Origin of the sequence: Rhizorhabdus dicambivorans (assembly GCF_002355275.1) — a bacterium.
In the GTDB taxonomy this organism is placed as follows: Bacteria; Pseudomonadota; Alphaproteobacteria; order Sphingomonadales; family Sphingomonadaceae; genus Rhizorhabdus; species Rhizorhabdus dicambivorans.
In genome coordinates, this window is sequence record NZ_CP023449.1 from 1341156 (window position 1) to 1366436 (window position 25281).

Annotated in this window: 26 protein-coding genes; 13 read left to right on the top strand and 13 right to left on the bottom strand. The window is 67.7% G+C overall.

The window, feature by feature from the left end:
• Positions 1-3 precede the first annotated feature (3 nt).
• From CMV14_RS06370 to CMV14_RS06400, 7 genes are read left to right on the top strand one after another with little or no spacing between them, the layout of a single operon-like run.
• Positions 4-1128: an AAA family ATPase gene (locus tag CMV14_RS06370; RefSeq protein WP_066960985.1), complete on the top strand. Its 1125-nt coding sequence runs from the start codon at positions 4-6 to the stop codon at positions 1126-1128.
• Positions 1125-2738: a porin family protein gene (locus CMV14_RS06375; RefSeq protein ID WP_066960983.1), complete on the top strand. Its 1614-nt coding sequence runs from the start codon at positions 1125-1127 to the stop codon at positions 2736-2738. Before CMV14_RS06370 ends, CMV14_RS06375 begins: the two co-directional genes overlap by 4 nt.
• Positions 2739-2776: 38 nt before the next feature.
• Positions 2777-4384 (top strand): ExeA family protein, encoded by a 1608-nt coding sequence (locus tag CMV14_RS27485; protein ID WP_066960980.1) that lies wholly within the window; start codon positions 2777-2779, stop codon positions 4382-4384.
• Between the two features lie 7 nt (positions 4385-4391).
• The gene (locus tag CMV14_RS06385) at positions 4392-5237 is read left to right on the top strand and encodes an XrtA system polysaccharide deacetylase (RefSeq protein ID WP_066960977.1); all 846 of its coding nucleotides are present in this window, start codon (positions 4392-4394) and stop codon (positions 5235-5237) included.
• 3 nt (positions 5238-5240) lie between these two features.
• Complete coding sequence (locus tag CMV14_RS06390) at positions 5241-6290, top strand: FemAB family XrtA/PEP-CTERM system-associated protein (RefSeq protein WP_066960974.1); 1050 nt, start codon at positions 5241-5243, stop codon at positions 6288-6290.
• Positions 6290-7480 (top strand): TIGR03087 family PEP-CTERM/XrtA system glycosyltransferase, encoded by a 1191-nt coding sequence (locus CMV14_RS06395; RefSeq protein ID WP_066960970.1) that lies wholly within the window; start codon positions 6290-6292, stop codon positions 7478-7480. The genes CMV14_RS06390 and CMV14_RS06395 overlap by 1 nt, the downstream gene beginning before the upstream one ends.
• Before the next feature lie 5 nt (positions 7481-7485).
• Complete coding sequence (locus tag CMV14_RS06400) at positions 7486-9387, top strand: XrtA/PEP-CTERM system amidotransferase (protein WP_066960967.1); 1902 nt, start codon at positions 7486-7488, stop codon at positions 9385-9387.
• A gap of 7 nt (positions 9388-9394) precedes the next feature.
• On the opposite strand, the gene CMV14_RS06405 is transcribed toward CMV14_RS06400, so the two are convergent.
• Genes CMV14_RS06405 through fmt form a run of 3 tightly spaced genes read right to left on the bottom strand, consistent with a single transcriptional unit; the run spans position 9395 to position 11486 of the window.
• Complete coding sequence (locus CMV14_RS06405; RefSeq protein WP_083215736.1) at positions 9395-9811, bottom strand: FKBP-type peptidyl-prolyl cis-trans isomerase; 417 nt, start codon at positions 9809-9811, stop codon at positions 9395-9397.
• Positions 9808-10563, bottom strand: coding sequence for a tRNA pseudouridine(38-40) synthase TruA (gene truA, locus CMV14_RS06410; protein ID WP_066960963.1), 756 nt, complete (start codon positions 10561-10563; stop codon positions 9808-9810). The genes CMV14_RS06405 and truA overlap by 4 nt, the downstream gene beginning before the upstream one ends.
• Positions 10560-11486: a methionyl-tRNA formyltransferase gene (gene fmt / locus CMV14_RS06415; protein WP_066961082.1), complete on the bottom strand. Its 927-nt coding sequence runs from the start codon at positions 11484-11486 to the stop codon at positions 10560-10562. Before fmt ends, truA begins: the two co-directional genes overlap by 4 nt.
• A 53-nt stretch (positions 11487-11539) precedes the next feature.
• Here fmt and recR point away from each other — a divergent pair, with 53 nt between their 5' ends.
• From recR to def, 3 genes are all read left to right on the top strand, one after another.
• Complete coding sequence (gene recR / locus CMV14_RS06420) at positions 11540-12136, top strand: recombination mediator RecR (RefSeq protein ID WP_066960960.1); 597 nt, start codon at positions 11540-11542, stop codon at positions 12134-12136.
• 88 nt (positions 12137-12224) lie between these two features.
• Positions 12225-12593 carry a hypothetical protein gene (locus CMV14_RS06425; protein WP_066960957.1) on the top strand — a complete coding sequence of 123 codons (369 nt, stop codon included), beginning with the start codon at positions 12225-12227 and terminating at the stop codon, positions 12591-12593.
• Positions 12594-12675: 82 nt separating this feature from the next.
• A complete protein-coding gene (gene def / locus CMV14_RS06430; RefSeq protein ID WP_066960954.1) occupies positions 12676-13209 on the top strand; it encodes a peptide deformylase in 534 nt (177 codons plus the stop codon).
• A 198-nt stretch (positions 13210-13407) separates the two neighbouring features.
• On the opposite strand, the gene CMV14_RS06435 is transcribed toward def, so the two are convergent.
• The 3 genes from CMV14_RS06435 to CMV14_RS06445 form a co-directional block, all read right to left on the bottom strand.
• On the bottom strand, positions 13408-14010 hold the full coding sequence (locus CMV14_RS06435; RefSeq protein WP_139114688.1) for a hypothetical protein: 603 nt from the start codon (positions 14008-14010) through the stop codon (positions 13408-13410).
• A 62-nt stretch (positions 14011-14072) separates the two neighbouring features.
• Complete coding sequence (locus tag CMV14_RS06440; RefSeq protein WP_066960947.1) at positions 14073-14756, bottom strand: Fe2+-dependent dioxygenase; 684 nt, start codon at positions 14754-14756, stop codon at positions 14073-14075.
• A 7-nt stretch (positions 14757-14763) separates the two neighbouring features.
• Positions 14764-15492, bottom strand: coding sequence for an energy transducer TonB (locus tag CMV14_RS06445; protein ID WP_066960945.1), 729 nt, complete (start codon positions 15490-15492; stop codon positions 14764-14766).
• 138 nt (positions 15493-15630) lie between these two features.
• Here CMV14_RS06445 and CMV14_RS06450 point away from each other — a divergent pair, with 138 nt between their 5' ends.
• Both CMV14_RS06450 and CMV14_RS06455 read left to right on the top strand, forming a co-directional pair.
• The gene (locus CMV14_RS06450; protein WP_066961079.1) at positions 15631-17934 is read left to right on the top strand and encodes a ribonuclease R family protein; all 2304 of its coding nucleotides are present in this window, start codon (positions 15631-15633) and stop codon (positions 17932-17934) included.
• A gap of 21 nt (positions 17935-17955) precedes the next feature.
• Positions 17956-18918: an NAD(P)H-dependent flavin oxidoreductase gene (locus CMV14_RS06455; protein WP_066960942.1), complete on the top strand. Its 963-nt coding sequence runs from the start codon at positions 17956-17958 to the stop codon at positions 18916-18918.
• 2 nt (positions 18919-18920) lie between these two features.
• On the opposite strand, the gene dcd is transcribed toward CMV14_RS06455, so the two are convergent.
• The 5 genes from dcd to CMV14_RS06480 form a co-directional block, all read right to left on the bottom strand.
• The gene (gene dcd, locus CMV14_RS06460) at positions 18921-19475 is read right to left on the bottom strand and encodes a dCTP deaminase (protein WP_066960939.1); all 555 of its coding nucleotides are present in this window, start codon (positions 19473-19475) and stop codon (positions 18921-18923) included.
• 16 nt (positions 19476-19491) lie between these two features.
• Positions 19492-19944, bottom strand: a complete 453-nt coding sequence (locus tag CMV14_RS06465) for a cytidine deaminase (RefSeq protein ID WP_066961077.1) — start codon at positions 19942-19944, stop codon at positions 19492-19494.
• 10 nt (positions 19945-19954) lie between these two features.
• Entirely contained in the window at positions 19955-20437 is a 483-nt protein-coding gene (locus tag CMV14_RS06470) for a UPF0262 family protein (RefSeq protein ID WP_066960936.1), read from the bottom strand.
• 181 nt (positions 20438-20618) lie between these two features.
• Positions 20619-21668, bottom strand: coding sequence for an HlyD family secretion protein (locus tag CMV14_RS06475; protein WP_066960933.1), 1050 nt, complete (start codon positions 21666-21668; stop codon positions 20619-20621).
• Positions 21665-22141 carry a MarR family winged helix-turn-helix transcriptional regulator gene (locus tag CMV14_RS06480; RefSeq protein WP_066960930.1) on the bottom strand — a complete coding sequence of 159 codons (477 nt, stop codon included), beginning with the start codon at positions 22139-22141 and terminating at the stop codon, positions 21665-21667. The genes CMV14_RS06475 and CMV14_RS06480 overlap by 4 nt, the downstream gene beginning before the upstream one ends.
• A 120-nt stretch (positions 22142-22261) precedes the next feature.
• Between CMV14_RS06480 and CMV14_RS06485 the strand changes: the two genes are divergently transcribed.
• Positions 22262-23773 (top strand): replicative DNA helicase, encoded by a 1512-nt coding sequence (locus tag CMV14_RS06485; protein WP_066960925.1) that lies wholly within the window; start codon positions 22262-22264, stop codon positions 23771-23773.
• 245 nt (positions 23774-24018) lie between these two features.
• On the opposite strand, the gene CMV14_RS06490 is transcribed toward CMV14_RS06485, so the two are convergent.
• Both CMV14_RS06490 and CMV14_RS06495 read right to left on the bottom strand, forming a co-directional pair.
• On the bottom strand, positions 24019-24783 hold the full coding sequence (locus CMV14_RS06490) for a phosphoadenylyl-sulfate reductase (protein WP_066961074.1): 765 nt from the start codon (positions 24781-24783) through the stop codon (positions 24019-24021).
• A 5-nt stretch (positions 24784-24788) separates the two neighbouring features.
• Positions 24789-25226 (bottom strand): DUF934 domain-containing protein, encoded by a 438-nt coding sequence (locus CMV14_RS06495; RefSeq protein WP_066960922.1) that lies wholly within the window; start codon positions 25224-25226, stop codon positions 24789-24791.
• Positions 25227-25281 lie beyond the last annotated feature (55 nt).

Here is a 25281-nt window from a genome sequence, read left to right on the forward strand (position 1 = left end):
CGCATGGACGGGCCAGACGATAGCGGCAAGCCGCCGCCACGGAAGCGCAAGCGCCGCGGCTCGCTGATCGAGCGGGCCGGTTCCGTCTATGATTTCGAGGCGGTGCTGCGCGCGCGCGTTGTCATGCCCGAAAGCAACGGCGCGCCGGGCCAGGTTGTCGACGTGCCCCTGACCCAGGTCCAGCAGCCGACCCTCACGCCGCAGCCGACGCTGTCGCCACCGCTGCCCTTCGAATCGATCGACACCGCCATGGGCGTGTCGACGATCCAGGCCGATTCCGCGTTCCCAGCCCCGGCGCCGCTGCCGGGTGCCGGCGGCAATGGCGCGTCGCCGCCGGCCGAGCTGCCTACCCTGGCCGCCGGCAAGGACCCCGCGGCGCTGCCCGCGCCCGAGATCGCCTATCGCACCGCCAAGGTGAACCGCGCCGACCTGATCGACCAGGGCTTCGTGATGCCCGATGCGGCAATCACCGCGCTCGCCGAGGAATTCCGCATCGTCAAGCGCACCCTGCTGCTCAACGCGATCGGCCCTACCGCCTTGCCCAACGGCCGGCGCATCCTGATCTGCTCGGCACAGGCGAATGAGGGCAAGACATTCTGCGCGGTCAACCTCGCCCTCTCGATGGCCAATGAGCGCGACATCGAGGTGCTGCTGATCGACGGCGATTTCGCCAAGCCGACGGTGCTCTCCACCCTCGGCATCGAGGGGCCGGTGGGCCTGATGGACGCGCTTGGCGATCCCGACATCGACGTCGAGACCCTGGTGATCAAGACCGATGTCGGCAATCTGTCGGTGCTGCCGTCGGGCAAATACACCAATGAGGCGACCGAGCTGATCGCCGCTGACCGCACCCGCGTGATCATCGAACGGCTGTCCGCCAAGCCGAACCGGATCATCCTGTTCGACAGCCCCCCCGCGCTCGCTGCCTCGCCGGCGTCGGTGTTGGCCTATCATGTCGGGCAGGTGCTGCTGGTGGTGCGCGCCGACAAGACCGCCGAGGCCGAACTGCGCGACGCGGTGCTGTTGCTCGGCGGCTGCGAGGAAATCCAGTTGCTGCTCAACGGCGCCCGCTTCGCGCCCAATGCCCGCCGCTTCGGCAGCTATTACGGATATGAAGCGCCGCGATGAGCAGCGCCAGATCGCGGATCATCGTGGGTCTCTTCGCAGGAGGGGCCGCCTGTGGCGCGGCCCATGCCGATCGCCCGCAATACGGCGCCTTCCTCAATATCCAGCAGATCGCCGAGGCGCAGCTGCACGGCCCGGGCGCCGACGACGTCACCTATACCGAGGTGTCCGGCAACCTCTTCGCCCAGATTTCCAACCGCCGCATCGTCGCGACCGGGACCTATCGCCTGGGCTACCGCATTCCCGAGATAGGCGACGCCGACAAGAGCGTGACCCAGGACGGGGTGATGCGGCTCCAGGCCAATGTGATCGACGAATGGCTGACGGTGGATGCCGGGGCGATCATCACCCGCAGCCGCGTCGATCCGAGCGGCTCGGCACCCGCCACCAACGTCGGCAATCCCAAGAATCTGACCCAGACCTATTCGACCTTCTTCCAGCCCTCCCTTTTCCACCGCATCGGCGATCTTGGCGTGCAGGCGTCCTATCGTTACGCCTATACGCAGAACGAGATCGGCCAGACAGATACCGGCTCGTTCGGCCCGCCCACCGACCGGTTCGACAGTTCCGTATCGCAGCAGGCCAGCCTCGCGCTCGCGATGCAGAGCGGCGATCTGCCGTTCGACTGGAAGCTGAGCGGGCAATACCAGCACGAAAACACCACCAATCTCGCCCAGCACCTGCGCGCGGCGAGCGTCACCGGGGAGATCAAGCTGCCGATCGCGAGCAGCCGTGTCGCGCTGGTGGCGAGTGGCGGCTATGAGCGGACCCGCACCACGCAGCGCAAGGCGCTGGTCGATCCGATCACCGGCTTTCCCGTGCTGGGCAAGGGCGGGAAGTTCGTCGTCGACCCCGCCAGTCCGCGCGTATTGACCTATGAGATGGACGGGCTGATCGGCGATGCGGGCATCATCTGGCGGCCCAGCCGGCGGACCCGGGTCGAGGCGCGGGCCGGATATCGCTATGGCGGTCTGTCGATGACCGGCCTGATCGAGCTGCAGCCGAGCGCGCGCAGCGGCCTCACCTTCATCCTGACCGATCAGGTGCAGACCTTTGGCTCCGGCGTCTCGGGCGGCCTCGCCGGCAGCACGCCGGACCTCGACCTCGGCCAGTCCAACGATCCGTCCAGCTCCTATCAGGAATGCCTGTTCGGCAAGCAGGCCGGGAACGGCAAGTGCATCGGCGGGGCGCTGGGCAATGCTTCGGCGCGCAGCTATCGCGAGCGCGCGGCCAATCTCATCTTCACGCGGCGGATGCGGACCTGGACGTTCGGCGGATCGCTGGGCTATTCGCGTCGCACCTATTTCGACGATCCTACCTCGCCGGTTTCGCTGGCCGGGGTGGTCGACCAGAGCTTTTTCGGCAATCTTTCGATTGGCCAACGACTCACCCGCACCTCGTCCGCTTCCTTTTCTTTCTCGGGCAACTACTTTATGAACGGACAGGTCGGAGCGTCTGATGTGATGTCTGGTTCGTTCAGCACCAATTATATTCGCTCCTTTGGCCGTGGGATTCAGATGCAGGCGACCGTCGCGGTCGATGGCACCAAGCAGGAGAATGCAACCGCTGATGTGTCGGGACGCGCCCAGCTTGGCCTGCAATACAAGTTCTGAGATGGGACGGGGCATCGCATCCGGGCGGGAGGGCCGCATTGGACCATGATCCCTATGGCCTGAGCGATCGGCCGTTCCAGCTTACGCCCGATCCGCGCTTCTATTTCGAGAGCGCGACCCATCGCAAGGCGATGACCTATCTGGGCTATGGCCTGGCGCAGGGAGAGGGCTTCATCGTCGTCACCGGCGAGGTCGGCACCGGCAAGACCATGCTGGTCGGCCGGCTGATGGCGACGATCGATCGCTCGCGGCTGACCGCGATCAATCTCGTTTCCACCCAGCTGGAGGGGGAGGATATCCTCCGCATCGTCGCGCTCGCGCTCGGCGTCGCGACGGACGTCGCCGCCAAGGGCCAGCTGCTCGCGCGGATCGAGCGCTTCCTTCATGAACAGGCGCGCGGCGGCAAGCGTACCCTGTTGATCGTCGACGAGGCGCAGAACCTGCCCATCTCGGCGCTGGAAGAGCTGCGTATGCTCTCCAACTTCCAATATGGCGGGCAGGCGCTGCTGCAGATATTCCTGCTCGGCCAGCCGGAGTTCCGCGACGCGCTCGCCCAGCCGCGCTTCGAGCAGCTTCGCCAGCGGGTGATCGCGACCCATCACCTGACCGCGATGGGCCCCGACGAGGTCGCGCCCTATATCATGCACCGGCTCGCCTGCGCGGGCTGGAAGGGTACGCCGCGCTTCACCCAGGATGCCTATGCCGCCTTCCATCGCCTGTCGGGCGGCATTCCTCGCCGGCTGAACATGCTGGCCGGCCGGGTCATGCTCCAGGGCGCGATCGAGCGGCTGATCGACATCGACGGCGAGGTGGTCGAGGATGTCGCCGCCGACCTGGCCAGCGAGAGCATCATGCCCGCCGAGGGGCCGCAGCCGCGCGCGCAGGCGATGCCGCCCGCCTGGGCCGACACGCCCTCCGTTCCGCCGCTGCCCGTCGATCCGGTGCCGCCGCAGGACGCACAGCCCTCCGCCTTCCAGCCCCCCGCCTCACAGCCCCCAGCTGCACCACCCCCCGCCGCGCCGACCCGGCCGCCGGGCCTGCCGTCCTATGACAGCTATGCGCCGCCCGAGGAGGAGCCCGCCTCGCCCGCGCAGTCGGCTCCAGTGACGTCCTGGTCGGTCGAGCAGCAGGATCCTTTCGCGCATCTCCCATCGGACATTCCGCCGCCGTCGATGCCGCAGCCACCGCGCTACGACGGCTATGTCCCGCCCGAGGCTGCGCCGCCGCCGCCCTTCGCCCCGGATTCGCCGCTGATCAGCCTGGCCGATCCGGAGCCGGAGCGCGCTCCGCCGCCGGCTTTCCATCAGCCGCCGCAGCCCGCGCCGGCCGAGCAGGCCTGGCAGCCGCCCGTGCCTCCGCCCTATCAGCCGGCTGCGGTCCAGCCTGCGGCCATGCCTCCGATGGCTGCCCCCCCGCCGCCCGAGCCGCCCCAGTACGCGCCCCAGCCGGCTCCCCCCGCGCCGCAACCGGCGATCAGCGCGGTGGAGGCCGACCTTGTGGCGCGCAATGCCGAGCTGGAGGCGCGGCTCGCCGAGCAGGAGGAGATGCTGCGCAGGACCCTGTCGCTGCTCGCCGAACTGGTCGAGAATGATCCGCCGCCGCAAAGTCCCCAGGGCGGCAATGGCGGCAACCAGGATGCGGCCTGATCGGCCCATGGTCATCAATGGTCTGTCGGTCGACATAGAGGACTGGTTCCAGGTCGGGGCGTTCGAGCGCACCATCAGGCGCGAGGACTGGGACGGCCTGACGCACCGGGTCGAGCGCAACAGCGACGCGGTGATCGCCCTGTTCGACCGGATGGGGGCGAAGGGCACCTTCTTCACGCTCGGCTGGGTGGCCGAACGCTATCCCGCCCTGATCCGGCGTATCGCCGATGCGGGACACGAGCTGGCCAGCCACGGCTGGGATCATGTCCGCGTCTTCACCATGACTCCGGATCAGTTCCGCGCGGACCTGCGCCGGACCCGCGCGACGCTGGAGGATCTGGGCGGGCAAAAGGTGACCGGCTATCGCGCGCCGAGCTTCTCGATCGACGCACGCACTCCGTGGGCGCACGAGATACTGGCCGAGGAAGGCTATGCCTATTCCTCGAGCGTCGCGCCGGTGGTCCATGATCATTATGGCTGGCCCGAAGCGCCGCGCTTCGCCTTCCGTCCGGTCGCGGGGAGCCCGCTGGTCGAGCTGCCGGTGACGACAGCACGGCTCGGCAGCCGCATCGTCGCGGCGGGGGGCGGGGGCTTTTTCCGCCTGTTCCCCTATGCCTTCTCGCGCTGGGCGATCCGGCAGGTGAACCGGGAAGGGCATCCCGCCATCTTCTATTTCCACCCTTGGGAGATCGATCCGGGCCAGCCCCGCGTCGCCGACGCACCGCTGAAATCGAAGCTGCGCCATTACAGCCGGCTCGCCGCGATGGAGGCCAAGCTCGAGCGGGTGATCGGCGAGTTCCGCTGGGACCGGGTCGATCGCATCGTGGCGGCCGAAGCCGCCGAGACCGCCTGATCGATGCCGGGGGTCCGCCGCGCCGATCTGTCGGACGGAGCGCATGTCCGCGCGATCGAGGCCTATGTCGCCGCCCATCCGGATGGCAGCGCTTTTCACCGGCCCGGCTGGAGCCTGGGCGTCGAGCGCGGCTGCGGGCAGACCGCCCACTATCTGGTGGCGGGCGCCGAAGGCAGCCTGCGTGGCGTGTTGCCGCTGACCGAGATGCATTCGCCGCTGTTCGGCCGCGCGCTGGCCTCGGCCGGCTTCGCGGTCGGCGGCGGGCCGATCGGCGACGATCAGGCGACGGTCGACGCGCTGGCCGAGGCCGGCTGGGCGCTGGCCGGGCGGCTGAGCTGTCCCTCGCTCGAGCTGCGCGGCGGGGCGATGCCCTCGGGCGCGGGCTGGCATGTCGAAGAAGGCGTCTATGCCGGCTTCGAACGGCCGCTGGCGGCCGATGACGAGGCGGAACTGCTCGCCATCCCGCGCAAGCAGCGCGCCGAACTGCGCAAGGCACTGGGCTTCGATCTGGCGGTACGCACCGGCCGCGACGCGCGCGACCGCGCTGATCATTATGCCATCTATGCCGAGAGCGTCCGCAACCTCGGCACGCCGGTCTTCCCCCGATCGCTGTTCGACGCCGTGCTCGATGCGTTCGGGAAGGACGCAGACATCCTGACCGTCAGCCGCGACGGCGTGCCGCTCGCCAGCGTGCTCAGCCTGTACCACAAGGGGGTGGTGATGCCCTATTGGGGCGGCGGCAGGCAGGCGGCACGCGCCTGGCGCGCCAACGACATGATGTATTATGCGCTGATGCTCCATGCGCGAAAGCGCGGCTGCACAGGCTTCGATTTCGGACGCTCGAAATATTCGACCGGCGCCTTCGCCTTCAAGAAGAACTGGGGCTTCGAGCCGCGCCCGCTCGCCTATGCCGCGCGCACCGCTGACGGGCAGGAGCCGCGCCAGATCAACCCGCTCAGCCCGAAATACCGGCTGCAGGTGGCGCTGTGGCAGAAACTGCCGCTGGCGGTCGCCAACCGGATCGGACCCTGGATCGCGAAGGGGCTGGGCTGATGGGGGAGCTGATGTTCCTCGCCCACCGTATCCCTTTCCCGCCCGATCGCGGGGACCGGATCCGCAGCTTCCACATATTGCGCCACATCGCCCAGCGGCGGCCGGTCCACCTGCTGGGCTTCGTCGACAATGAGGAGGACCGCAAGGCGGCCAAGGAGCTGATGCCGATGCTGGCCTCGCTCCATATCGAAATCCGTTCCAAGTCGCGCCTGCGCGCCGGGATCGAGGCGCTGGCGCTGGGCGAGCCGGTGTCGGTCGCCGCCTTCGGATCGCGCCGGATCACGCGGATGGTCGACCAGTTGCTCGATGAGCGGCCGATCGACACCATCTTCGCCTATTCGGGGCAGATGGCGCAGTTCGTGCCCGACGATCGCGGCGGCCGGCGCTTCATCATGGACTTCGTCGACGTCGATTCGGAGAAGTTCGCCGCCTATGGCGCATCGACCGGGGGCCTGATGGGCTGGGTCCACCGCCGCGAGGCGCGTTTGCTGGCCGATTATGAGAATGGCATCGGTCGCTGGGCCGACGTCAACCTGTTCGTCAGCGAGGCGGAGGCGGCGCTGTTCCGTCAGCGCGCGGGCTTGGCGGCGGCGCATGTGCGCGCGCTGGACAACGGCATCGACGCGGTCCGCTTCGATCCCGCCGGCTTCCCCCGGGTGGAGGGTGCCGAGCCGATGCTCGTCTTCACCGGGCAGATGGATTATCGCCCCAATGTCGAGGCGGTCCTGTGGTTCGCGCAGCGGACCTTTCGCGCGATCAGGGCCAAGCACCCCAATGTGCTGTTCGCGATCGTGGGGCGCGATCCGACCCCGGAGGTGCGCGCGCTCGCCAAGCTGAAGAACGTCATCGTCACCGGCGGCGTGCCCGATGTGCGGCCCTGGATCGCGGCGGCGGCGGTCGTGGTCGCGCCGCTCGATATCGCGCGCGGGGTGCAGAACAAGGTGCTGGAGGCGATGGCGATGGCCCGCCCTGTCGTCGCCTCGCCCGCCGCCTTCGAAGGGATCGACGCGGTACCCGGTGAGCATCTGCTTGTCGCCCAGGGCAACGACATGGCCAATGCGGTGGGCCATCTGCTCGGCAACCCGCACGAGGGCGACGCGATGGGGCAGCGCGCTCGGGCGCATGTGATCAGGCGTTACAATTGGGAGACGCAGCTGCTTGCCCTCGACGCGCTGATCGGCAACGGCTGACCATCATGTGTGGAATTGCCGGCATCTATCATCTCCAGACCGCCAAGCCGGTGGACGAGGCGCGCGTCCGGGCGATGACCGACGCGATCGCGCATCGCGGGCCTGACGGATCGGGCTGCTGGCTTGCGCCTGGGGTGGGGCTCGGCCATCTCCGCCTCGCCATCATCGACCTTGTCGGCGGCGTCCAGCCGATGGCTAGCGGCGACGGTCAGGCGATGCTCAGCTATAATGGCGAGGTCTATAATTTCGCGGAGGTTCGCGCCGAGCTGGAGACGAAGGGCCGCAGCTTCAGGACCCACAGCGATACCGAGGTGATCGTCGAGGCCTGGCGCCAATGGGGGCCGGACTGCGTCTCCCGGCTAAACGGCATGTTCGCCTTCGCGATCCACGATCAGGACCGCGGCTGCCTGTTCCTGGCGCGCGACCGGCTCGGCGTGAAGCCACTCTTCTATGCCGAGCTGTCCGATGGCAGCGTCATCTTCGGCTCGGAGCTGAAGGCGCTGCTCGCGCACCCGCTGCTCCGCCGCGTGCCAGATTTCAGCGCGGTCGACGATTATCTCGGGCTTGGCTATGTGCCCGACGACACCAGCATTGTCGCCGGCGTGAAGAAGCTGCCCGCCGGCCATTATCTGCTGCTCCGGCGCGGCCAGCCGCTGCCCCGGCCGGTGCAGTGGTGGGACGTCAGCTTCGCCGACCGCGCCAGGGGATCGGCGGCGAAGCTGGAGGAGCAGCTGGTCGGCCTGATGCGGTCGGCGGTCACCGATCGGATGATTGCGGACGTGCCGCTCGGCGCCTTCCTGTCGGGCGGGGTCGACAGCTCGGCGGTGGTCGCGCTGATGGCCGAGGCGAGCGGCCAGGCGGTCAAGACCTGCTCGATCGGCTTCGACCATCCCGATTATGACGAGACCCGCTACGCCGCCCAGGTGGCGGCGCGCTTCGCCACCGATCATCGCACCCGCATCGTCTCGGCCGACGATTATGGCCTGATCGACACGCTGGTCCACGCCTTCGACGAGCCTTTCGCCGATGCCTCCGCCCTGCCGACCTATCGCGTTGCCGAACTGGCGCGCGAGACGGTTACGGTGGCGCTGTCGGGCGACGGCGCCGACGAGGCCTTCGCCGGCTATCGCCGACTGACCTTCTTCAACGCCGAGGAGCGGGTGCGCGGGCTGATGCCGCTCGGCCTTCGCCGGCCGCTGTTCGGCACGCTCGGCAAGCTCTATCCCAAGCTCGACTGGGCGCCGCAGTATCTGCGCGCCAAGACCACCCTGCAGGGGCTCGGCCGGTCGAGCGAGGAGGCCTATGCGCTTGCGGTCGGCGTCACCCCGCCGGCGCTGCGCGCTCGGCTCTACAGCGACGGTGCGGCGCGCGCCCTGCAGGGCCATCGCGCCGAGGACCGCTATATCGCCGCGATGCGCGCAGCGCCCGCGCGCTGTGCGCTCGACCGCGCCCAATATGCCGATATGAAGATATGGCTGCCCGGCGACATCCTCACCAAGGTCGACCGCGCCAGCATGGCGGTGAGCCTGGAAGCGCGCGAGCCGCTGCTCGACTATCGCCTGATCGAGTTCGGCGCGCGGCTGCCCGTATCGATGCGGATGCGCGGCGCCACCGGCAAATGGCTGATGAAGCGGGCGATGCGCCGCTATCTGCCCGACGATATCCTGTTCCGGAAGAAGATGGGCTTCTCCACCCCGATCAGCGCCTGGTTCCGCGGGCCGCTGGCCGCCGAAGCCCAGCGCATCGCCCGCGCCTCGGCGCTGGGCGAAACCGGCTGGTTCGATCCCAAGGCGCTCGACATGATCGTCACCGAGCATCAGAGCGGCCGCTTCGACCATGGGCGGCTGCTGTGGCAGCTGCTGATGCTGGACAGGTCGCTGGGGCGGTTGTTCGGGGCGGGGCGATAGGCGTTCCCTACCGCACTCCCACCAGTTCCACCTCGAACAGCAGCGTGCTGTTGGGCGGGATCGGGCCGCTGGCTTCGGCGCCATAGCCCGATTCTGGCGGGATGATCAGGGTGCGGACACTGCCCACCTTCATCCCCACCAGCCCTACGTCCCAGCCCTTGATCACCTCGCCCGCGCCGAGATGGAAGGTGAAGGGGTCCCCGTCGTGCGAACTGTCGAATTTCGGGCCGCGCTCGTCATTCACATAGAGCCAGCCGGTATAGTGGACGGTGACGGTCTGCCCCGCTTGCGCCACCGCGCCGCTGCCGGTCTCGATATCCTCGATCTGGGTGCCGTCGGGCAGGACGACCGGGTCGCTGGCGAGCGCGGTGCCTGCCAGCATCAGCGCGGCGACGGGGACGAGGAGGAGGGAGCGGAAGGTCATCGGGCGGCACTTTCCGGGTAGACGGCTTCCATGAAATAGAGCCCATCGGGCGGCGCATTGAGGCCCAATCGGCTGCGGTCGGCGGCGGCCAGCGCATCGCCGAGGTCGTCGGCGCTCCAGCTGCCGCGCCCGACCATCATCAGGCAGCCGACCATCGAGCGGACTTGGTGGTGGAGGAAGGAGCGCGCCGCCGCCTCGATCTCGATCACATCGCCCGTGCGGCGCACGTCGAGCCGGTCGAGCGTCTTGACCGGGCTCTCGGACTGGCAATGCGCCGAGCGGAAGGTGGTGAAGTCGTGCCGGCCGACGAGCCGCTGGGCAGCAGCGTGCATCACGTCCGCGTCCAGTTCGGCCGCGACCTGCCAGGCGAGCCCGGCGTCCATCGTCAGCGGGGCGCGGCGGTTGACGATGCGGTAGATGTAGCGCCGGCCGATGCAGGAGAAGCGCGCATGCCAGTCGTCGGCCACGGCTTCGCAGGCGAGGATCGCGACCGGGGCCGGACGCAGCCGGGCGTTGAGCGCCTCGCCCAGCCGGAAGGGCGTGATGTCCTTCGCGACATCGGCGTGTGCCGCCATCGCGCGGCCGTGGACCCCTGCATCGGTTCGCCCGGCGGCATGCAGCACGGCGGTCTCGCCGGTGACGGCGGTGATGGCCTCCTCGATTGCCTGCTGGACGCTCGGCCCGTGCGCCTGGCGCTGCCATCCCATGAAGGGGCGGCCATCGAACTCGACCGTGAAGCGGAAGCGGGTCATGCCGGATCGGGGCTGGCGAGGACCGTGCCGCGCGGAATGGCGAAGCCGCGCAGCAGTTCGGCCGTCGTCATCGCACCCTTGCCGGCGCGCTGGACGATGGTGGGCCGGATCGCGCCGTTGATGCACTCGATCGTCAGCGCATCGTCGATCACCTCGCCCGGCGCCGCCAGGCCATGGCTGTCGATCAGCTCGCAGGCATGGATGCGGATGCGTTCGCCTTCATGCTCGAACCATGCGCCGGGGGCGGGGTTGAAGGCGCGGACGTGTCGTTCGATCTGCCCCGCCGCCTCGCGGAAGCTGATCCGCGCCTCGGCCTTGTCGATCTTGCTGGCATAGGTCACGCCCTCCTCGGGCTGGGCCACCGCCGGGTGAGCCGCGATGTCGGCCACCACCTCCACCATCAGCGCGGCGCCCTTGCGGGCGAGTTCGTCGGTCAGTTCGCCCGCCGTCTTGCCGTCGACCGGGGTCTCGATGGTCGCCAGCATCGGGCCGGTATCCAGTCCGCGCTCCATCTGCATGATGGTGACGCCGGTCGTCGGATCGCCCGCCAGTATCGCGCGCTGCACCGGCGCCGCCCCGCGCCAGCGCGGCAGCAGCGAGCCATGGACGTTCAGGCAGCCCAGGCGCGGCGCGTCGAGGATCGGCTGGGGCAGGATCAGGCCATAAGCCGCGACCACCGCGACATCGAGGTCGAGCGCGGCGAAATCGGCCTGGGCCTCCGGCGTTCGCAGGCTGACCGGAAAGCGCACCTCGATCCCCAGCGCCTCGGCCCGCGCCTGCACCGGGGAGGCGCGCAGCGCCTTGCCGCGTCCGGCGGGGCGGGGCGGCTGGCAATAGACGGCGACGACCCGATGGCCGGCCGCCACCAGCGCCTCGAGGCTTGGCACGGCGAAATCGGGGGTTCCCATGAAGGCGATGCGCATGCTGCCCTCTGAAACGCTTGCGCTGTCATCATGCAAGCCCATATCGATGAAACATGGCATCGCCCGAGATCGAAACATTGACGCAGGCGCTCGCGAAGCTGCCCGGCCTCGGCCCGCGTTCGGCGCGTCGGGCGGTGCTTCACCTGCTCAAGAAGCGCGAGGCGGCGATGGCGCCGCTGCTGCGCGCGCTGGAGGCGGTCAACGAGAAGCTGACCAGCTGCCATGTCTGCGGCAATGTCGACACCAGCGACCCCTGCGGTATCTGCTCCGACAGCCGCCGCGATCCCCGCATGCTGTGCGTGGTGGAGGAGGTCGCCGATCTCTGGGCGCTCGATCGCTCGCGGCTGTTTCCCGGCCACTACCATGTGCTGGGTGGACGGCTTTCGGCGCTGGAGGGCGTGCGTCCCGAGGACCTTTCGATCGACTTGCTGATCGGCCGCGTCGCGGCGGGCGGGGTCGACGAGGTGGTGCTGGCGATGAACGCCACCCTCGAAGGGCAGACCACCGCCCATTATATCGCCGACCGGCTGGAGACGCTGCCGGTCCGGCTCACCCAGCTCGCCCATGGCCTGCCGGTGGGCGGCGAGCTCGACTATCTCGACGAAGGCACACTGGCCCAGGCCCTGCGCGCGCGCCGGCCGGTGGGCTGAGACGGCCGTTCGGGTGCGGTTCAGATAATCGCTCCCATAGTCGATTCACGCCGACTCCAGCTCGGGCGAATCGCTGAAGGAGTTGAGAATGAACAGGATTCTGACGAAGCTCGTCGCCGCCCTGACGGTGGGCAGCGCGATCGCCGTCGCCGTGCCCGCCGAGGCGCGGGACTGGCGGGGTGATCGCGGCGGCTGGAGCCGTGGCGACCGTCATGGTGGCGGAGATCGCTGGCGTGGCGACCGCTGGCGCGGTGACCGCCATTGGCGCGGGGATCGCGGCTGGGGCCGTGGCTATGGCTATTACGCGCCCCGGGGCCGCTATTATGCGCCGCGCTATTATGGCTATGGCTACGGCTATCCCCGGCATCGCCATTATTATCGGGACGGCGGCGGCGATGCGCTGGTCGGCGCGCTGGCCGGCATCGCGATCGGCGCGGCGATCGCCTCGAGCGACTGACAATCCGGGATCAGGCGGGGCGCGGGCGGCCGGGAGCCGCCCGCGCCTTGACGATTCGGCCGGTTATACCTAGCTCAGCCTCATGGCCATCCGTCCCATCCTCGAAGCGCCGGACCCCCGGCTGCGCACCAAGTCCGCCCCCGTGGAGATCGTCGACGACGATCTGCGCGCGCTGATCGCCGACATGTTCGAGACGATGTACGACGCGCCGGGTATCGGCCTTGCCGCGATCCAGGTCGGCGTGCCCCAGCGGGTGCTGGTGATCGACCTGCAGGAGGAAGAGGACGCGGAGGGCAAGCCGATCCGCAAGCCGCTGGTGTTCATCAATCCCGAACTGTTCGATCCTTCCGAGGAGCAGTCGGTCTATAATGAGGGCTGCCTGTCGGTGCCCGATCAATATGCCGAGGTCGAACGGCCGGCGGTGATCCACGCCCGATGGCTCGACGAGAATGGCGGAAAGCAGGAGGCGAAGCTCGAAGGCCTGCTCGCCACCTGTCTCCAGCATGAGATGGATCATCTCGAAGGCATTCTCTTCATCGACCATCTGTCGCGCCTGAAGCGCGATATGGTACTCAAGAAGCTGGAAAAGGCCCGCCGCTCGCGCCGCGCGGCGTGATGCGTGTCGTCGAATGGTCCATTGTCGTCATTCCCGCGAAAGCGGGAATCCATCGACGGCGGTCCGCAAGAGGCTCCTGATCATCGCGACAGTGGATTCCCGCTTTCGCGGGAATGACGTCCTTGTTTCGAGGGCACTCGCTTTTCTATCGCATGCAACGGATGACCCGCTTGCTTGGGCATGACGGCGCGTGCCCGGCTACCGCCTCGGCCCGGTCTTCATCAGCTCGTCGACCAGCACCACGAGCCGCGCCTGTGCCTGTGGCGCCACCGCGCGGGGATAGGCGGCCGTCATTCGCGCATCCCAATAGCCGAAGTTCACCGCCGTCAGGCTCATTTCATAAGGGGTGCGGCCCAGTCTGGCGCTGAAGCGCGCTTGATAGCCCGATCCGGGCTTCATTCCTTTCAGGCTCAGTGGCCCCTCGGATTGCGGGCGAACCCCGCTCAGCTTGAGATCGCGAAAATAGGTGCCAATCACTGGCTTGAGGCTCAGCACATGCTCCTTGGGGCGAAGTCCCTCGATATGGATCATCGCGATCCGCGCGACCACCGGCTTGCCCGCGATCGTCTGGCTGTAGGAAATGGCGAAATCATGCCCCTTCTTGTCGAAGGCGGTCGCCCGCGCCCGGGTGAAGCCCGCCAGCTGGACCGGAAAGCGCGTTCCGCTCTTCCTGTGGACCAGCGTACCGTCCTTCTTCAGGCTAAAGCCCGGCCCGGCCTCCCGCTTCTGCGCGGATGCCGGCACGGTCGCCGTCACCAGGCCCAGCAGCAGCGGAAGCAATGCTATCAAACGAAAGTGCATGATGGTCCCCAAGGGCGATTGATCCACATCAGGAACAACCGTGCTGGGGCCGATAAGTTGCCTCAGGCGTCCGCCCAGCGGCGCAGCAGGTTGTGATAGACGCCGGTCAGCCTGATGATCGCCGGATCGGCCTGGCCGCGATCCGCGGCCACCGCCTGGATCGCGCTGTCGAGGTCGAACAGCGTGCGCCGCGCGCCGTCGTCGCGCACCATGCTCTGGATCCAGAAGAAGGAGCAGAGCCGTTCGCCGCGCGTGATCGGGGTGACGTGGTGGAGGCTCGACGCCGGGTAGAGGATCATGTCCCCCGCCGCGAGCTTGACCTGATGGGTGCCGAGCGTGTCCTCGACCACCAGCTCGCCGCCGTCATAGCTGTCGGGATCGTTGAGGAACAGCGTCGCCGACAGGTCGGATCGGATGCGGAAATCGGTGCCGCGCTTCATCCGGATCGCATTGTCGACATGGGTGTCGAAGCGATCCTCCAGCCCGTAGCGATTGAACAGCGGCGGAAACACCTTGAGGGGTAGTGCTGCGGCGATGAACAGCGGCGTCGCACCGAGCGAATCGAGGATGATGTCGCCAGCCTCGCGCCCGGCGGGGCTGTCTTCGGGAAGTTGGCGGTTGCGCTTGGCGAGCGCCGACTGGTGGCCCGACGTGGCGTTGCCGTCGACCCATTCGGCCTCGGTGACGAGCGTGCGGACATGATCGAGCGTGCGGCCCGCAAGCACGCCAGGAATGGCGATCATCATGGCGGTGTCAGCCCTGCAGCGCGAAGGGCATCGAATAGAGGCCGCGCACCTCGACAGGCTGTCCATCGCGGACGACGGGCTGCCAGCGCCAGCCGCGCACGGCCTGAAGCGCGGCCTGGTCGAGTCGTTCGAAGCCGCTGCTCTGCGCGATCGAAATCTGCGCGACGCGGCCATCGGTGCCGATCAGCAGGCGAAGCACGACCGTTCCCTGCTCTTTCTTGCGGCGCGATTCCATCGGATAGCGGGGCGGACGGCCTTCGAGCAGCCGCTCGTCCAGATTGCCGACCGTCACCGGTCCGGCGGGCGGCGGCGCGGTCACGGCCATCGGCTTGGGCGGCGGTGGCGTGGATGTGACGGCGATCGGCGGCGGCGGAGGGGCGAGCGGCTGGACGATCGGTGCGGGCGTCACCACCACTGGCACGACTTTCTGGACGACCACGGGTTCGGGCTTCGGCTTTTCGGTGGGCGGCGCGGGCGGCTCGGCGATCAGATCGACCACCAGCACCTTCTTCTTCTCCGCGATATGGATCACGTCGAACTTCACCAGCGCGTAGAAGGTGACGAGATGCAGCGCCGCGATCGCCAGGATCAGGATCCAGTTCGGGCGCCGGCCAGCGCCATAGGCCGAGCGCTCGACGGCCGGACGGATGAGCCTCGCATCGGGGGAATCGGGCAGGTCGGCGAAGAACAGCGCTTCGCTGTCCACCTCCATCCCTTTGTCCAGCGTCCCGTGCATCGTCACGATCGACTCCCTGTCTTCCGTCCCGCTATCTCAGTTATTAGTGCAAATCAATCGCAATAGCGTTTGACCGTCGTCAAAAAGGTCGATTTTCCGGGAGGTGACGAACGGCGCCGGCATGCCTATGTGTGGATGATGCGCCGTCCAGCTTCCCCGGGCCTGCCCAGCCGCGAGCAGATCCTCGACTTCATCGCCAAGTCCGACGTGCCCGCGGGCAAGCGGGAGATCGCCCGAGCCTTCGGCCTGCAGGGCAATGAGAAGATCGCGCTCAAGGCGCTGCTCAAGGATATGGCCGATGAAGGCCTGATCGACAGCGCGCGGGGCCGCGCCTTCCACAAGATGGGAGGGATTCCCAAAGTGACCGTGCTGCGGATCACCGACGTCACCGACGAGGGTGTCGCGCTGGCCGTCCCGGAAAGCTGGCATGGCGAGAACGGCCCGCCGCCGCAGCTTCGCGTCAAGGAGGCCAGGGGCCGCAAGGGCGCGGCACTCGGTGTCGGCGACCGTATCCTCGCGCGGACCGAGGAGGCGGGGAAGGGCTGGATCGCCCATCCGATGAAGAAGCTGGCGCGCGGCGAGGCGCTGATGCTTGGCGTTCTCCATCGCGAGGGCGACCGGCTGTGGCTGCGCCCTGTCGACAAGCGCGAACGGCGCGACACATTGGTTTCCGACGCGGGCGATGCCGATGCTGGCGATCTGGTGCTGGCCGAACGCGCGGGCCGTCCGCCGCGTATCACCGCGCGGGTGACCGAACGGCTCGGCGATCCCTTCGCGCCGCGTGCCTTCAGTCTCGTCGCGATTCACAAGCTCGGCATTCCCGACGTCTTTCCCGAGACGGTGCTGGAGGAAGCAGCACTGGTTCCCCGCCTCGATCTGGGGGAGGGCCGCGAGGATCTGCGCGATCTGCCGATCGTCGCGATCGACCCGGCGGACGCGCGCGACCATGACGACGCGATCTGGGCGGCCCCGGACGATGACCCCGCCAATCCCGGCGGTTTCCAGGCGATCGTCGCGATCGCCGACGTCTCCTTCTATGTCCGCCCCGGATCGTCGCTCGACCGCGAGGCGAAGAAGCGCGGCAACAGCGTCTATTTCCCCGACCGGGTGGTGCCGATGCTGCCCGAGGCGCTGTCGGCCGACATCTGCTCGCTCAAGCAGGGCGAGGACCGCGCGGCGATGGTCTGCCACCTGACGATCAAGGCCGATGGCACCCTCGCGAAATGGCGCTTCACCCGCGCGGTGGTCCGGATCGCGGCGAACATCGCCTATGAGGACGCCCAGGCGGCGATCGATGGCCGCGCCGTGGAAGGCGATTGGGACGCGGCCCTTGTCGAAACCGCCCTCAAGCCGCTCTGGGCCTGCTGGAAGGCGCTGGCCGCCGCACGCGACAAGCGCGAGCCGCTCGACCTGGACCTGCCCGAGCGGCGGGTGGTGCTCGACGAGAAGGGGCGCATCCTCTCGGTCGCGCCGCGTGAGCGGCTCGACGCGCACCGGCTGGTCGAGGACTATATGATCGCCGCCAATGTCGCGGCGGCCAAGGCGCTGGAGGCGAAGAAGGCGCCGGTCATGTACCGCGACCATGAGCCACCGAGCCGCGATAAGCTGGTCGCGCTCAAGGATTATCTGGCGACGTTCGACATGGAGTTCGCGCTGGGCCAGGTCGTCCGCCCCGCGACATTCAACCAGATACTCGGCCGCATCACCGACGAGACCATCAAGCCGCAGATCATGGAACAGGTGCTGCGCAGCCAGACCCAGGCCTATTACGCCCCCGCCAACACCGGCCATTTCGGGCTGTCGCTGGGCAGCTATGCCCATTTCACCAGCCCGATCCGGCGCTATGCTGATCTGCTGGTCCACCGCTCGCTGGTCGGCGCCTATGGGCTGGAGGCGGGCAAGCCGAAGCTGGTCGGGCCGGGTAGGGCCGGAGATATCCCGGCATCGACCAAGCTGACCCAGGAGGAGGCCGAGCGGATGACGGCGATCGGCGAGCTGATCAGCCAGGCCGAGCGCCGCGCCATGGAGGCTGAGCGCGAGACGATCGACCGCTATGTCGCTGCCTTCCTGTCCACCAAGGTCGGCGAACTGCTCGACACCCGGATTACCGGCGTCCAGCCCTTCGGCTTCTTCGCGACGGTCGAGGGGCTCGGTGGCGACGGGCTCGTGCCGGTATCGACGCTCGGCGCCGAGCGTTTTAACTATGACGAGGCGGCGCAGGCGCTGGAGGGCGAGGAGAGCGGCGACCGCTATACGCCGGGGATGAAGCTGAAGCTGCGGCTGGTCGAGGCCAATCCGATCAACGGATCGCTGCGCTTCGAGCTGGAGGAGGGCGCAACACAGCGGCCGATGCGCGGCCCCCGCGGGTCGCGTCCGCCGAAGCGACCGATGATGGGGCGGCGCGGCCGGCCCGCCAATATCCGCCACAAGGGCAGGCGATAGGAACAGGGGGGTAAGTACGCCGTGGGAATTCCGGTTCAGCTTCAGCGCGGACTTCGCCTGCCGGCGATAGCCGCGCCCATGTTCATCCTGTCCAACCCGGATCTGGTGATCGAGCAGTGCAAGGCGGGCGTGATCGGGTCGATGCCGGCGCTCAACATGCGCCCGCAGCCGTTGCTGGACGAAGCGCTCGACCGGATCCGCACCGAGCTGGCCGAGCACGACGCCCGCCACCCTGACCGACCGGCGGCGCCCTTTGCTATCAACCTGATCGTCCATCGGACCAACGACCGGCTCGAAGCCGATCTGGCCTCCTGCGTCCGGCACAAGGTGCCGCTCATCATCACCTCGCTGGGCGCCCAGCCCGAGGTCAACGCCGCCATCCACGGCTATGGTGGCCTCGTCTTCCACGACGTGATCAACCAGTTCTTCGCCCGCAAGGCGATCGAGAAGGGCGCCGACGGGCTGATCCTCGTCGCGGCCGGGGCGGGGGGCCATGCCGGCGTCCAGTCGCCTTTCGCCCTGGTGCAGGAGACACGCACCTGGTTCGACGGGCCCATCGCGCTGTCGGGGGCGATCGCCAACGGCCGTTCCATATTGGCGGCGCGGGCGATGGGGGCCGATTTCGGCTATATCGGCTCGGCGTTCATCGCCACGGCCGAAGCCAATGCTCCCGCCGCCTACAAGCAGATGATCGTCGACAGCGACGCCGCCGACATCGTCTATTCCAACCTGTTCACCGGCGTGCATGGCAATTATCTGCGCGGGTCGATCGTCGCGGCGGGGATGGATCCCGACAATCTGGCGGTCGCCGATCCGTCCAAGATGGATTTCGGCGGTGGCGAGGGCAAGTCGAAGGCCTGGCGCGACATATGGGGCGCGGGTCAGGGCGTGGGGGTGGTCCACGATATCGTGCCCGCGGCTGAGCTCGTCGCCCGGCTGGCGCGGGAATATGAAGAGGCGAAGGCGGCGCTGGCCGGCGCCTGATCCTATAGCTTGGGCAGCGTCACGCCCTGCTGGCCCATATATTTGCCGGCGCGATCGGCATAGCTCGTCTCGCAGGGCTCGTTGCCCTGCAGGAAGAGGAACTGGCACGCGCCCTCATTGGCGTAGATCTTGGCGGGAAGCGGCGTCGTGTTCGAGAATTCGAGCGTGACATGACCCTCCCAGCCGGGCTCCAGCGGGGTCACGTTGACGATGATCCCGCAGCGGGCATAGGTCGATTTGCCCAGGCAGATGACCAGCACGTCGCGCGGCACCCGGAAATATTCTACGGTGCGGGCCAGCGCGAAGCTGTTCGGCGGGATCACGCAGACGTCGGTCTCGCGGTCGACGAAGCTGTTCGCGGCGAAATTCTTGGGATCCACCGTCGCCGAGTCGACATTGGTGAAGATCTTGAACTCGGGCGCCACCCGCGCGTCATAGCCATAGGACGACAGGCCGTAGCTGATGCAGCCGTCGCGGCGCTGCGCCTCGACGAAAGGCTCGATCATCCCGTGCTTCTGCGCCTGCTCGCGAATCCACTTGTCCGACATGATCGACATGAAGCCTGCGTCTCCCCTATTCGATGCCCAGGTCCGTGGGACCGAAGGCGTGCGGCAGCAGCTCGGATGCGCGGAAATGGGCATAGCCCGCGCCGTCTGCCGATCCGCAATGGATATCGATGTCGCGGCCCGACAACTGCGCCGCCTCGTTGATGATCTGACGGCAACGGCCACAGGGTGTCACCAGCCCTGATCCGCTGATCGTTCCGTCCTTCGCCAGCGCCCCGCCGATCACGCCGATCGCGACCACCTCGCGCAGCGCACCCTGGCTGTTGGCGGTGGCCAGCGCCACCGTCTCGGCACAGAGCGACAGGCCGTAGCTGGCATTCTCGAAATTGGCGCCGGTTACGATCCGGCCATCGGCCAGCAGCGCGGCGGCGCCAACCCCGAAGCGCGAATAGGGGGCATGGGCCTTGCCCGCCGCGTCGCGCGCCGCGTCGATCAGCACGCGCCCCGCCACCTCGCGCATGTCGACCGGCTCAGCCACGGATGTGGAGCACGCAGATCAGCGTGAACAGGCGCCGGGCAGTATCGAAATCCACTTCGATCTTGCCCTCGAGCCGTTCCTTGAGCAGCTGCGCCGCATCGTTGTGGACGCCGCGCCGCGCCATGTCGACCGTCTCGATCTGCTGCGCGGTCGAGGTCCGGATCGCCTGGAAATAGCTGTCGCAGATCGCGAAATAGTCCCTGATCGGGCGCCGGAAGCTGCCGAGGCCGAGGATCAGCGTCTCCAGCAGATCGTCGCTTTCCGCCTTGATGTCGATCGCGAGGCGGCCTTCCTCGACCCGCAGGCTGACCTTGAAGGGGCCGGCATAGCCTTGGGGGTAGGCCCGTTGCGGCTTGAAATAATTCTCCTCGAGCAGATCGAAGATGGCGACGCGCCGCTCCTGCTCGACATCGGCATTGCGCCAGATGATCGTCTTGTCGTCGAGATCGATGGCGATGATGCGCGGATCGGACATGGGTGATCAGCCCTTAAAGGCTGATCGTCCGAGGTGGAAGCGCTTTGCGCTTTCGATCGAGGCGGTCGCCGCGCTCTCCTCGTCCGACCGCCCGGTCCGGCTCGGCCACTAGCGAAAAAGAAAGGGAAGCATGCAGAGCGTGGGGCTCTGCATGCTTCGAGTTTGCCTCGGGGGGAGGAACTCAATCCTTGGCGACGTGCACCGTGACATGGGCGCTCCAGCCGGCCACCAGCGGCCGGTCGAGCTTGTCGTCGATCTGGATGCGGACGGGGACGCGCTGGGTGACCTTCACCCAGTTGCCGGTGGCATTCTGGGGAGGCAGCAGCGAGAATTGGGAGCCGGTGCCGGCGTTGATACCGACGACATGGCCGTGCAGGGTGCGGCCCGGCATCGCATCGACCTCTATGTCGGCGCGCTGGCCGACCCGAATCCGGTCGAGCTGGGTCTCCTTGAAATTGGCGTCGATCCAATAGCCGCGGTCGCTGACGATGTTCACCATCGGCAGCATCTGGACCGCAATCGAGCCCGGCTGAAGTTTGTCCGCCTGGCTGATCCGGCCCTCGATCGGGGCGCGGACCTCGGTGCGGCTCAGGTCGAAGCGCGCCTTGTCGCGCATCGCCACCGCCGCCTCGATCTGCGGATGGGCGCCGTTGCGGGTGGCCAGCACCGCGCGGGCCGATTCGGCTTCCGAACGTGCCGACGCCTGCTGCGCCTGGGCCGCGGAGAGCCCCGCTTTGGCCGCGTCGTAATTGGCGCGGGTGGTGAAGCCGTGGGCAAGGAGTTCCTGCTGGCGGCGAAAGGTATCGCGCGCCAGGCTGACGTCCGATGCGCTCTTCTGCGTATCGGCCTCCTTGGCGTGATAGGTGCTTTGCAGCTGGGCGACGTTCAGCTCGGCATTGCCGACCGCGGCCTCGGCCTGGAGCAGCGCGATCCGATAGGGCTCGGCATCGAGGCGGAAGAGCAGGTCACCTTTGCGGACCTGCTGGTTCTCGGTGACGAACACTTCCGTCACGCGCCCGGCCACCTCGCTGCTCACCTCGACGACATGCGCATTGATCTGGGCGTTGTCGGTGGAGACGGTGCGTCCGCTGGTCAGCCAGAAATAGAGCCCTGCGGCGATCAGGACCAGCGGCAGCGAGACCATGAGCGCGATCTGGCTCGGCCCGCGCCGGCTTGGGGGGGACGGGGCCTCGATCTCCGAATCGGCGGCTATGCTGCGCATTTCGTTCATTTCCGTGCCTCGGCGGTAACCGGCGCGTCACTGGATTCACCGGCGGCCCGGATATGCTCGCGAACGATGCTCAGCAGATGCGTCAATTGCTCGCGCTGTTCGCCATTGAGGGGGGACAGCATATTTTCTTCCATCTCGTTCGCGATCTCGCCAAGCTCGTCGACCAGCGGCTTCGCCTTGTCGGTCAGGTGCAGCCTCCACACGCGGCGATCGGACGGATCGGCCCGCCGCTCGATCAGGCCCGCCTCGGCCATGCGGTCGACCATGCGGCACAGGGTGATCCGCTCGACATCGAGTAACTCGGCCAGCTCGCTCTGCGTAGGCGGGCTCTCGCTGCGTGCCAGGCTGATCAGCACGCGCCACTGGGCGCGCGTCGCGCCGCAGGAGCGCGCGCGGGCATCGAACCAATAGCGTGAACGTCGCGCGATATCGTGCATCAGAAACGACAGGCGACGACTCGTATCTGTGTGCATGCTTACAATTATGCAGGCTTGCAGTTCGAATTGCAAGTACGGAATATCCACAGAATGGTCCCCGTGCTTTTCTGGTGGGCCCGCTTGCGGCGAGGGCGCCGGCGGGGGATAATCGCGGTCATGGTCGAAGCAGTTCGCGTCATCCCCCCCGTAGCCGCCGAGCCGCCGGCTCTCCCCCATAATATCGAGGCGGAGGCGGCGCTGCTCGGCGCGATGATGCTCGACAACCGGGTTGCGGAGGACGTGCAGGTCCGGTTGCGGGCCGATCATTTCTTCGAGCCGCTGCACGGCCGCATCTATGAGGCGATCCTGAAGCTCGTCGATCGCAACATGCTGGCGACGCCAGTCACCCTGCGCCCGATGTTCGAGGGTGATGCTGGCATGCGCGAGCTGGGCGGGCCGGCCTATCTGGCACAGCTCACGGGCAGCGGCGCGGCGCTGATCGGCGCGCGAGACTTCGCCAACCAGATCTACGACCTGGCCCTGCTGCGCGCACTGGTCGGGGTCGGGCGGGGCATGGTCGAGGGCGCGCTCGACACCTCGGAGGAGGTCGATCCCAAGAGCCAGATCGAGCAGGCCGAGGTCGCGCTCTACAAGGTCGCCGAGCAGGGCGGCGAGGAAGGCAGCGTCAAGAGCTTCGCCCAGGCGACCAAGATGGTCATCGAGACGGCGAGCGCGGCGCTCAACTCGGGCGGGCATGTCGCCGGCATCACCACCGGGCTCGAGCGGCTCAACGCGAAGATCGGCGGTCTGCATCCGTCCGACCTCATCATCCTCGCCGGCCGTCCGGGCATGGGCAAGACCTCGCTCGCCACCAACATCGCGTTCAACGCGGCGATCCGCTATGTCCGCGACCAGGAGGATGGGATCGCCCATTCGGTCGGCGCGCCGGTCGCCTTCTTCAGCCTGGAAATGTCGGCCGACCAGCTCGCGGGCCGTATCCTGTCGGAGCAGGCGGAGATCAGCTCCGAGCAGATCCGCATGGGCAAGATCAGCCATGCCGAGTTCACCAACTTCGCCCGGGCGGCACAGAATCTGGAGAATCTGCCGCTCTATATCGACGATACGCCCGGCCTCACCATCGCCGCCCTGCGCACCCGCGCGCGGCGGCTGAAGCGGCAGCGGGGGATCGGCGTGATCATCGTCGACTATCTCCAGCTGCTCACCGGATCGGGCAAGGCGTCCGACGCCAACCGCGTGCAGGAGATCTCCGAGATCAGCCGCGGCCTCAAGACGCTGGCCAAGGAGCTGAGCGTGCCGGTGATCGCGCTTTCGCAGCTCAGCCGCGCGGTCGAGCAGCGCGAGAACAAGAAGCCGGTGCTGTCCGACCTGCGCGAATCGGGATCGATCGAGCAGGACGCGGACATGGTGTGGTTCGTCTATCGCGAGGAATATTACCTCAACCTGCTGAGCCCCAAGCCGGCGTCGGTGGAGGCGGGGGACAGCGCGGTCGAGGTGGCGGCGTTCGAGGAATGGAAGATCAAGATGGAGCGCGCCCACAACCGCGCCGAGATGATCATCGCCAAGCAGCGCCACGGCTCGACCGGCTCGATTCCGCTGAAATTCGAGAGCCGCTTCACCAAATTCTCGGATCTCGCCGACGAGTATTACCAGCCCGTCGACTATGATTGAGCGGGCGCCGTAGCGTCACTTTCCGCCTGGTGCGCCGCCCCGAAATCCGCGCGTGACAAGCGCCGTCCATTATGTTCATCTTGCCGTAATAATCCGCGAAAAGCGGGTAATCGGTGGGGATGAGGATGGAACGGATCGACCTGATGATGGACCGCGTGCTGGTGATCGCGGTGCTCTGCCTGCCTTTCTACATGATCTACAAATTCGGGTTGATGTTCACCAGCTGAGCCCAACCCTTCCGCGGATCAGAACACCGGCTCTTCGCCGGGGCGGACGATGGGTTCGCCGTGGATGCCGCATTCGACCTTGTCCCAGCCGCGCCAGCGGCCCGCGCGCGGATCTTCGCCCGGCTTGACGACGCTGGTGCAGGGCGCGCAGCCGATCGACAGATAGCCCTGCGCCTCCAGCGGATGGCGCGGCAGCTGGCGCGCCTCGAACCAGCCGTCGAGATCGGGCTTGCTCCAGTCGGCCAGCGGATTGAACTTGATGCGGTCGCCATCCAGCTCGAACCGGTTGATGTTGGCGCGGGTCGCGGCCTGGAAGCCCTTGCGGCCGGTGATCGAGGCGTCGAGGTCCTTCATCGCGGCGGCGAGCGGCAGCACCTTGCGGATCTCGCAGCAGCCGTCGGGATCATAGGACCAGCGCAGCCCGGTCGCGTCCTTCGCCTCGATCGTCGCGGCCTCGGGCGCGACGTTGCGCACCCCGGTCAGCCCCAGCCGCTCGACCAGCGTGTCGCGATAGGCAAGCGTCTCGGGGAACATCTTGCCGGTGTCGAGGAAGATCACCGGGGTGGCGGGATCGACCATCGCGACGAGATCGAGCAGCACCGCCGATTCCGTGCCGAAGGAGGAGACGACCGCGAGCCGGCCCAGCAGCCCCTCCGCGATCACCGCGCGGATCACCTCCTGGGTCGGCACCCCTTCGAAGCGCGCGTTGAGACGCGCGACATCGTCCGCGGTGAAACGCGGTGCGGTGTCGATCCGGTCGATGCGGCGGGCGGGCTCAGCCATCGATGTCAGCCGTGCACCGGCGCACTGCGGCGCGCCCATACCGGCGCGCGCCCGTCGACCGTCTTCTGATAGACATTGTCGTAGAGCGCCGAGAGCCTGGCGAGCACGTCGCGATCGACCTCCGCCTCGCTGAGGATCGCGTCGAAGCCGCAGCGGCGCAGCGGGTTGATCTGGTCGACGAGGATGTCCCCCGCCGCGCGCAGCTCCCCGGTATAGCCGGCCTCGCGCAGGATGCTGCCGGTCGAAAAGCCCCGCCCGTCGCGGAATTTGGGGAAGGACACCTCGATCAGCGACAGCCGGCCGAGATGCGGGATCAGCGCGCGCGGATCGTCGTCGGGCTCGAGCCGGACGGCGGTGGCGTTGCCCTGCTCGAGGAAGCCTTCGAGCGTGACGGAGGGCTCTTCGTGGGCGTCGTCGTCGCGGAAGCGGATCAGATCAGCCATGCATGTTCTCTTCTTCGTCACCCCGGACTTGATCCGGGGTCCAGCTGCTCTTGCC

Coding starts and splice junctions, on each gene's coding strand:
- recR (WP_066960960.1), top strand. CDS start 11,540: ATGGCATCGCCCGAGATCGAAACATTGACGCAGGCGCTCGCGAAGCTG.
- truA (WP_066960963.1), bottom strand. CDS start 10,563: ATGACCCGCTTCCGCTTCACGGTCGAGTTCGATGGCCGCCCCTTCATG.
- CMV14_RS06425 (WP_066960957.1), top strand. CDS start 12,225: ATGAACAGGATTCTGACGAAGCTCGTCGCCGCCCTGACGGTGGGCAGC.
- CMV14_RS06495 (WP_066960922.1), bottom strand. CDS start 25,226: ATGGCTGATCTGATCCGCTTCCGCGACGACGACGCCCACGAAGAGCCC.
- CMV14_RS06470 (WP_066960936.1), bottom strand. CDS start 20,437: ATGTCCGATCCGCGCATCATCGCCATCGATCTCGACGACAAGACGATC.
- CMV14_RS06390 (WP_066960974.1), top strand. CDS start 5,241: ATGCCGGGGGTCCGCCGCGCCGATCTGTCGGACGGAGCGCATGTCCGC.
- CMV14_RS06450 (WP_066961079.1), top strand. CDS start 15,631: ATGCGCCGTCCAGCTTCCCCGGGCCTGCCCAGCCGCGAGCAGATCCTC.
- CMV14_RS06475 (WP_066960933.1), bottom strand. CDS start 21,668: ATGAACGAAATGCGCAGCATAGCCGCCGATTCGGAGATCGAGGCCCCG.
- CMV14_RS06480 (WP_066960930.1), bottom strand. CDS start 22,141: ATGCACACAGATACGAGTCGTCGCCTGTCGTTTCTGATGCACGATATC.
- dcd (WP_066960939.1), bottom strand. CDS start 19,475: ATGTCGATCATGTCGGACAAGTGGATTCGCGAGCAGGCGCAGAAGCAC.
- CMV14_RS06465 (WP_066961077.1), bottom strand. CDS start 19,944: ATGCGCGAGGTGGCGGGGCGCGTGCTGATCGACGCGGCGCGCGACGCG.
- CMV14_RS06435 (WP_139114688.1), bottom strand. CDS start 14,010: ATGCACTTTCGTTTGATAGCATTGCTTCCGCTGCTGCTGGGCCTGGTG.
- CMV14_RS06440 (WP_066960947.1), bottom strand. CDS start 14,756: ATGATGATCGCCATTCCTGGCGTGCTTGCGGGCCGCACGCTCGATCAT.
- CMV14_RS06405 (WP_083215736.1), bottom strand. CDS start 9,811: ATGACCTTCCGCTCCCTCCTCCTCGTCCCCGTCGCCGCGCTGATGCTG.
- CMV14_RS06490 (WP_066961074.1), bottom strand. CDS start 24,783: ATGGCTGAGCCCGCCCGCCGCATCGACCGGATCGACACCGCACCGCGT.
- CMV14_RS06400 (WP_066960967.1), top strand. CDS start 7,486: ATGTGTGGAATTGCCGGCATCTATCATCTCCAGACCGCCAAGCCGGTG.
- def (WP_066960954.1), top strand. CDS start 12,676: ATGGCCATCCGTCCCATCCTCGAAGCGCCGGACCCCCGGCTGCGCACC.
- fmt (WP_066961082.1), bottom strand. CDS start 11,486: ATGCGCATCGCCTTCATGGGAACCCCCGATTTCGCCGTGCCAAGCCTC.
- CMV14_RS06370 (WP_066960985.1), top strand. CDS start 4: ATGGACGGGCCAGACGATAGCGGCAAGCCGCCGCCACGGAAGCGCAAG.
- CMV14_RS06385 (WP_066960977.1), top strand. CDS start 4,392: ATGGTCATCAATGGTCTGTCGGTCGACATAGAGGACTGGTTCCAGGTC.
- CMV14_RS06395 (WP_066960970.1), top strand. CDS start 6,290: ATGGGGGAGCTGATGTTCCTCGCCCACCGTATCCCTTTCCCGCCCGAT.
- CMV14_RS06375 (WP_066960983.1), top strand. CDS start 1,125: ATGAGCAGCGCCAGATCGCGGATCATCGTGGGTCTCTTCGCAGGAGGG.
- CMV14_RS06485 (WP_066960925.1), top strand. CDS start 22,262: ATGGTCGAAGCAGTTCGCGTCATCCCCCCCGTAGCCGCCGAGCCGCCG.
- CMV14_RS06445 (WP_066960945.1), bottom strand. CDS start 15,492: ATGCACGGGACGCTGGACAAAGGGATGGAGGTGGACAGCGAAGCGCTG.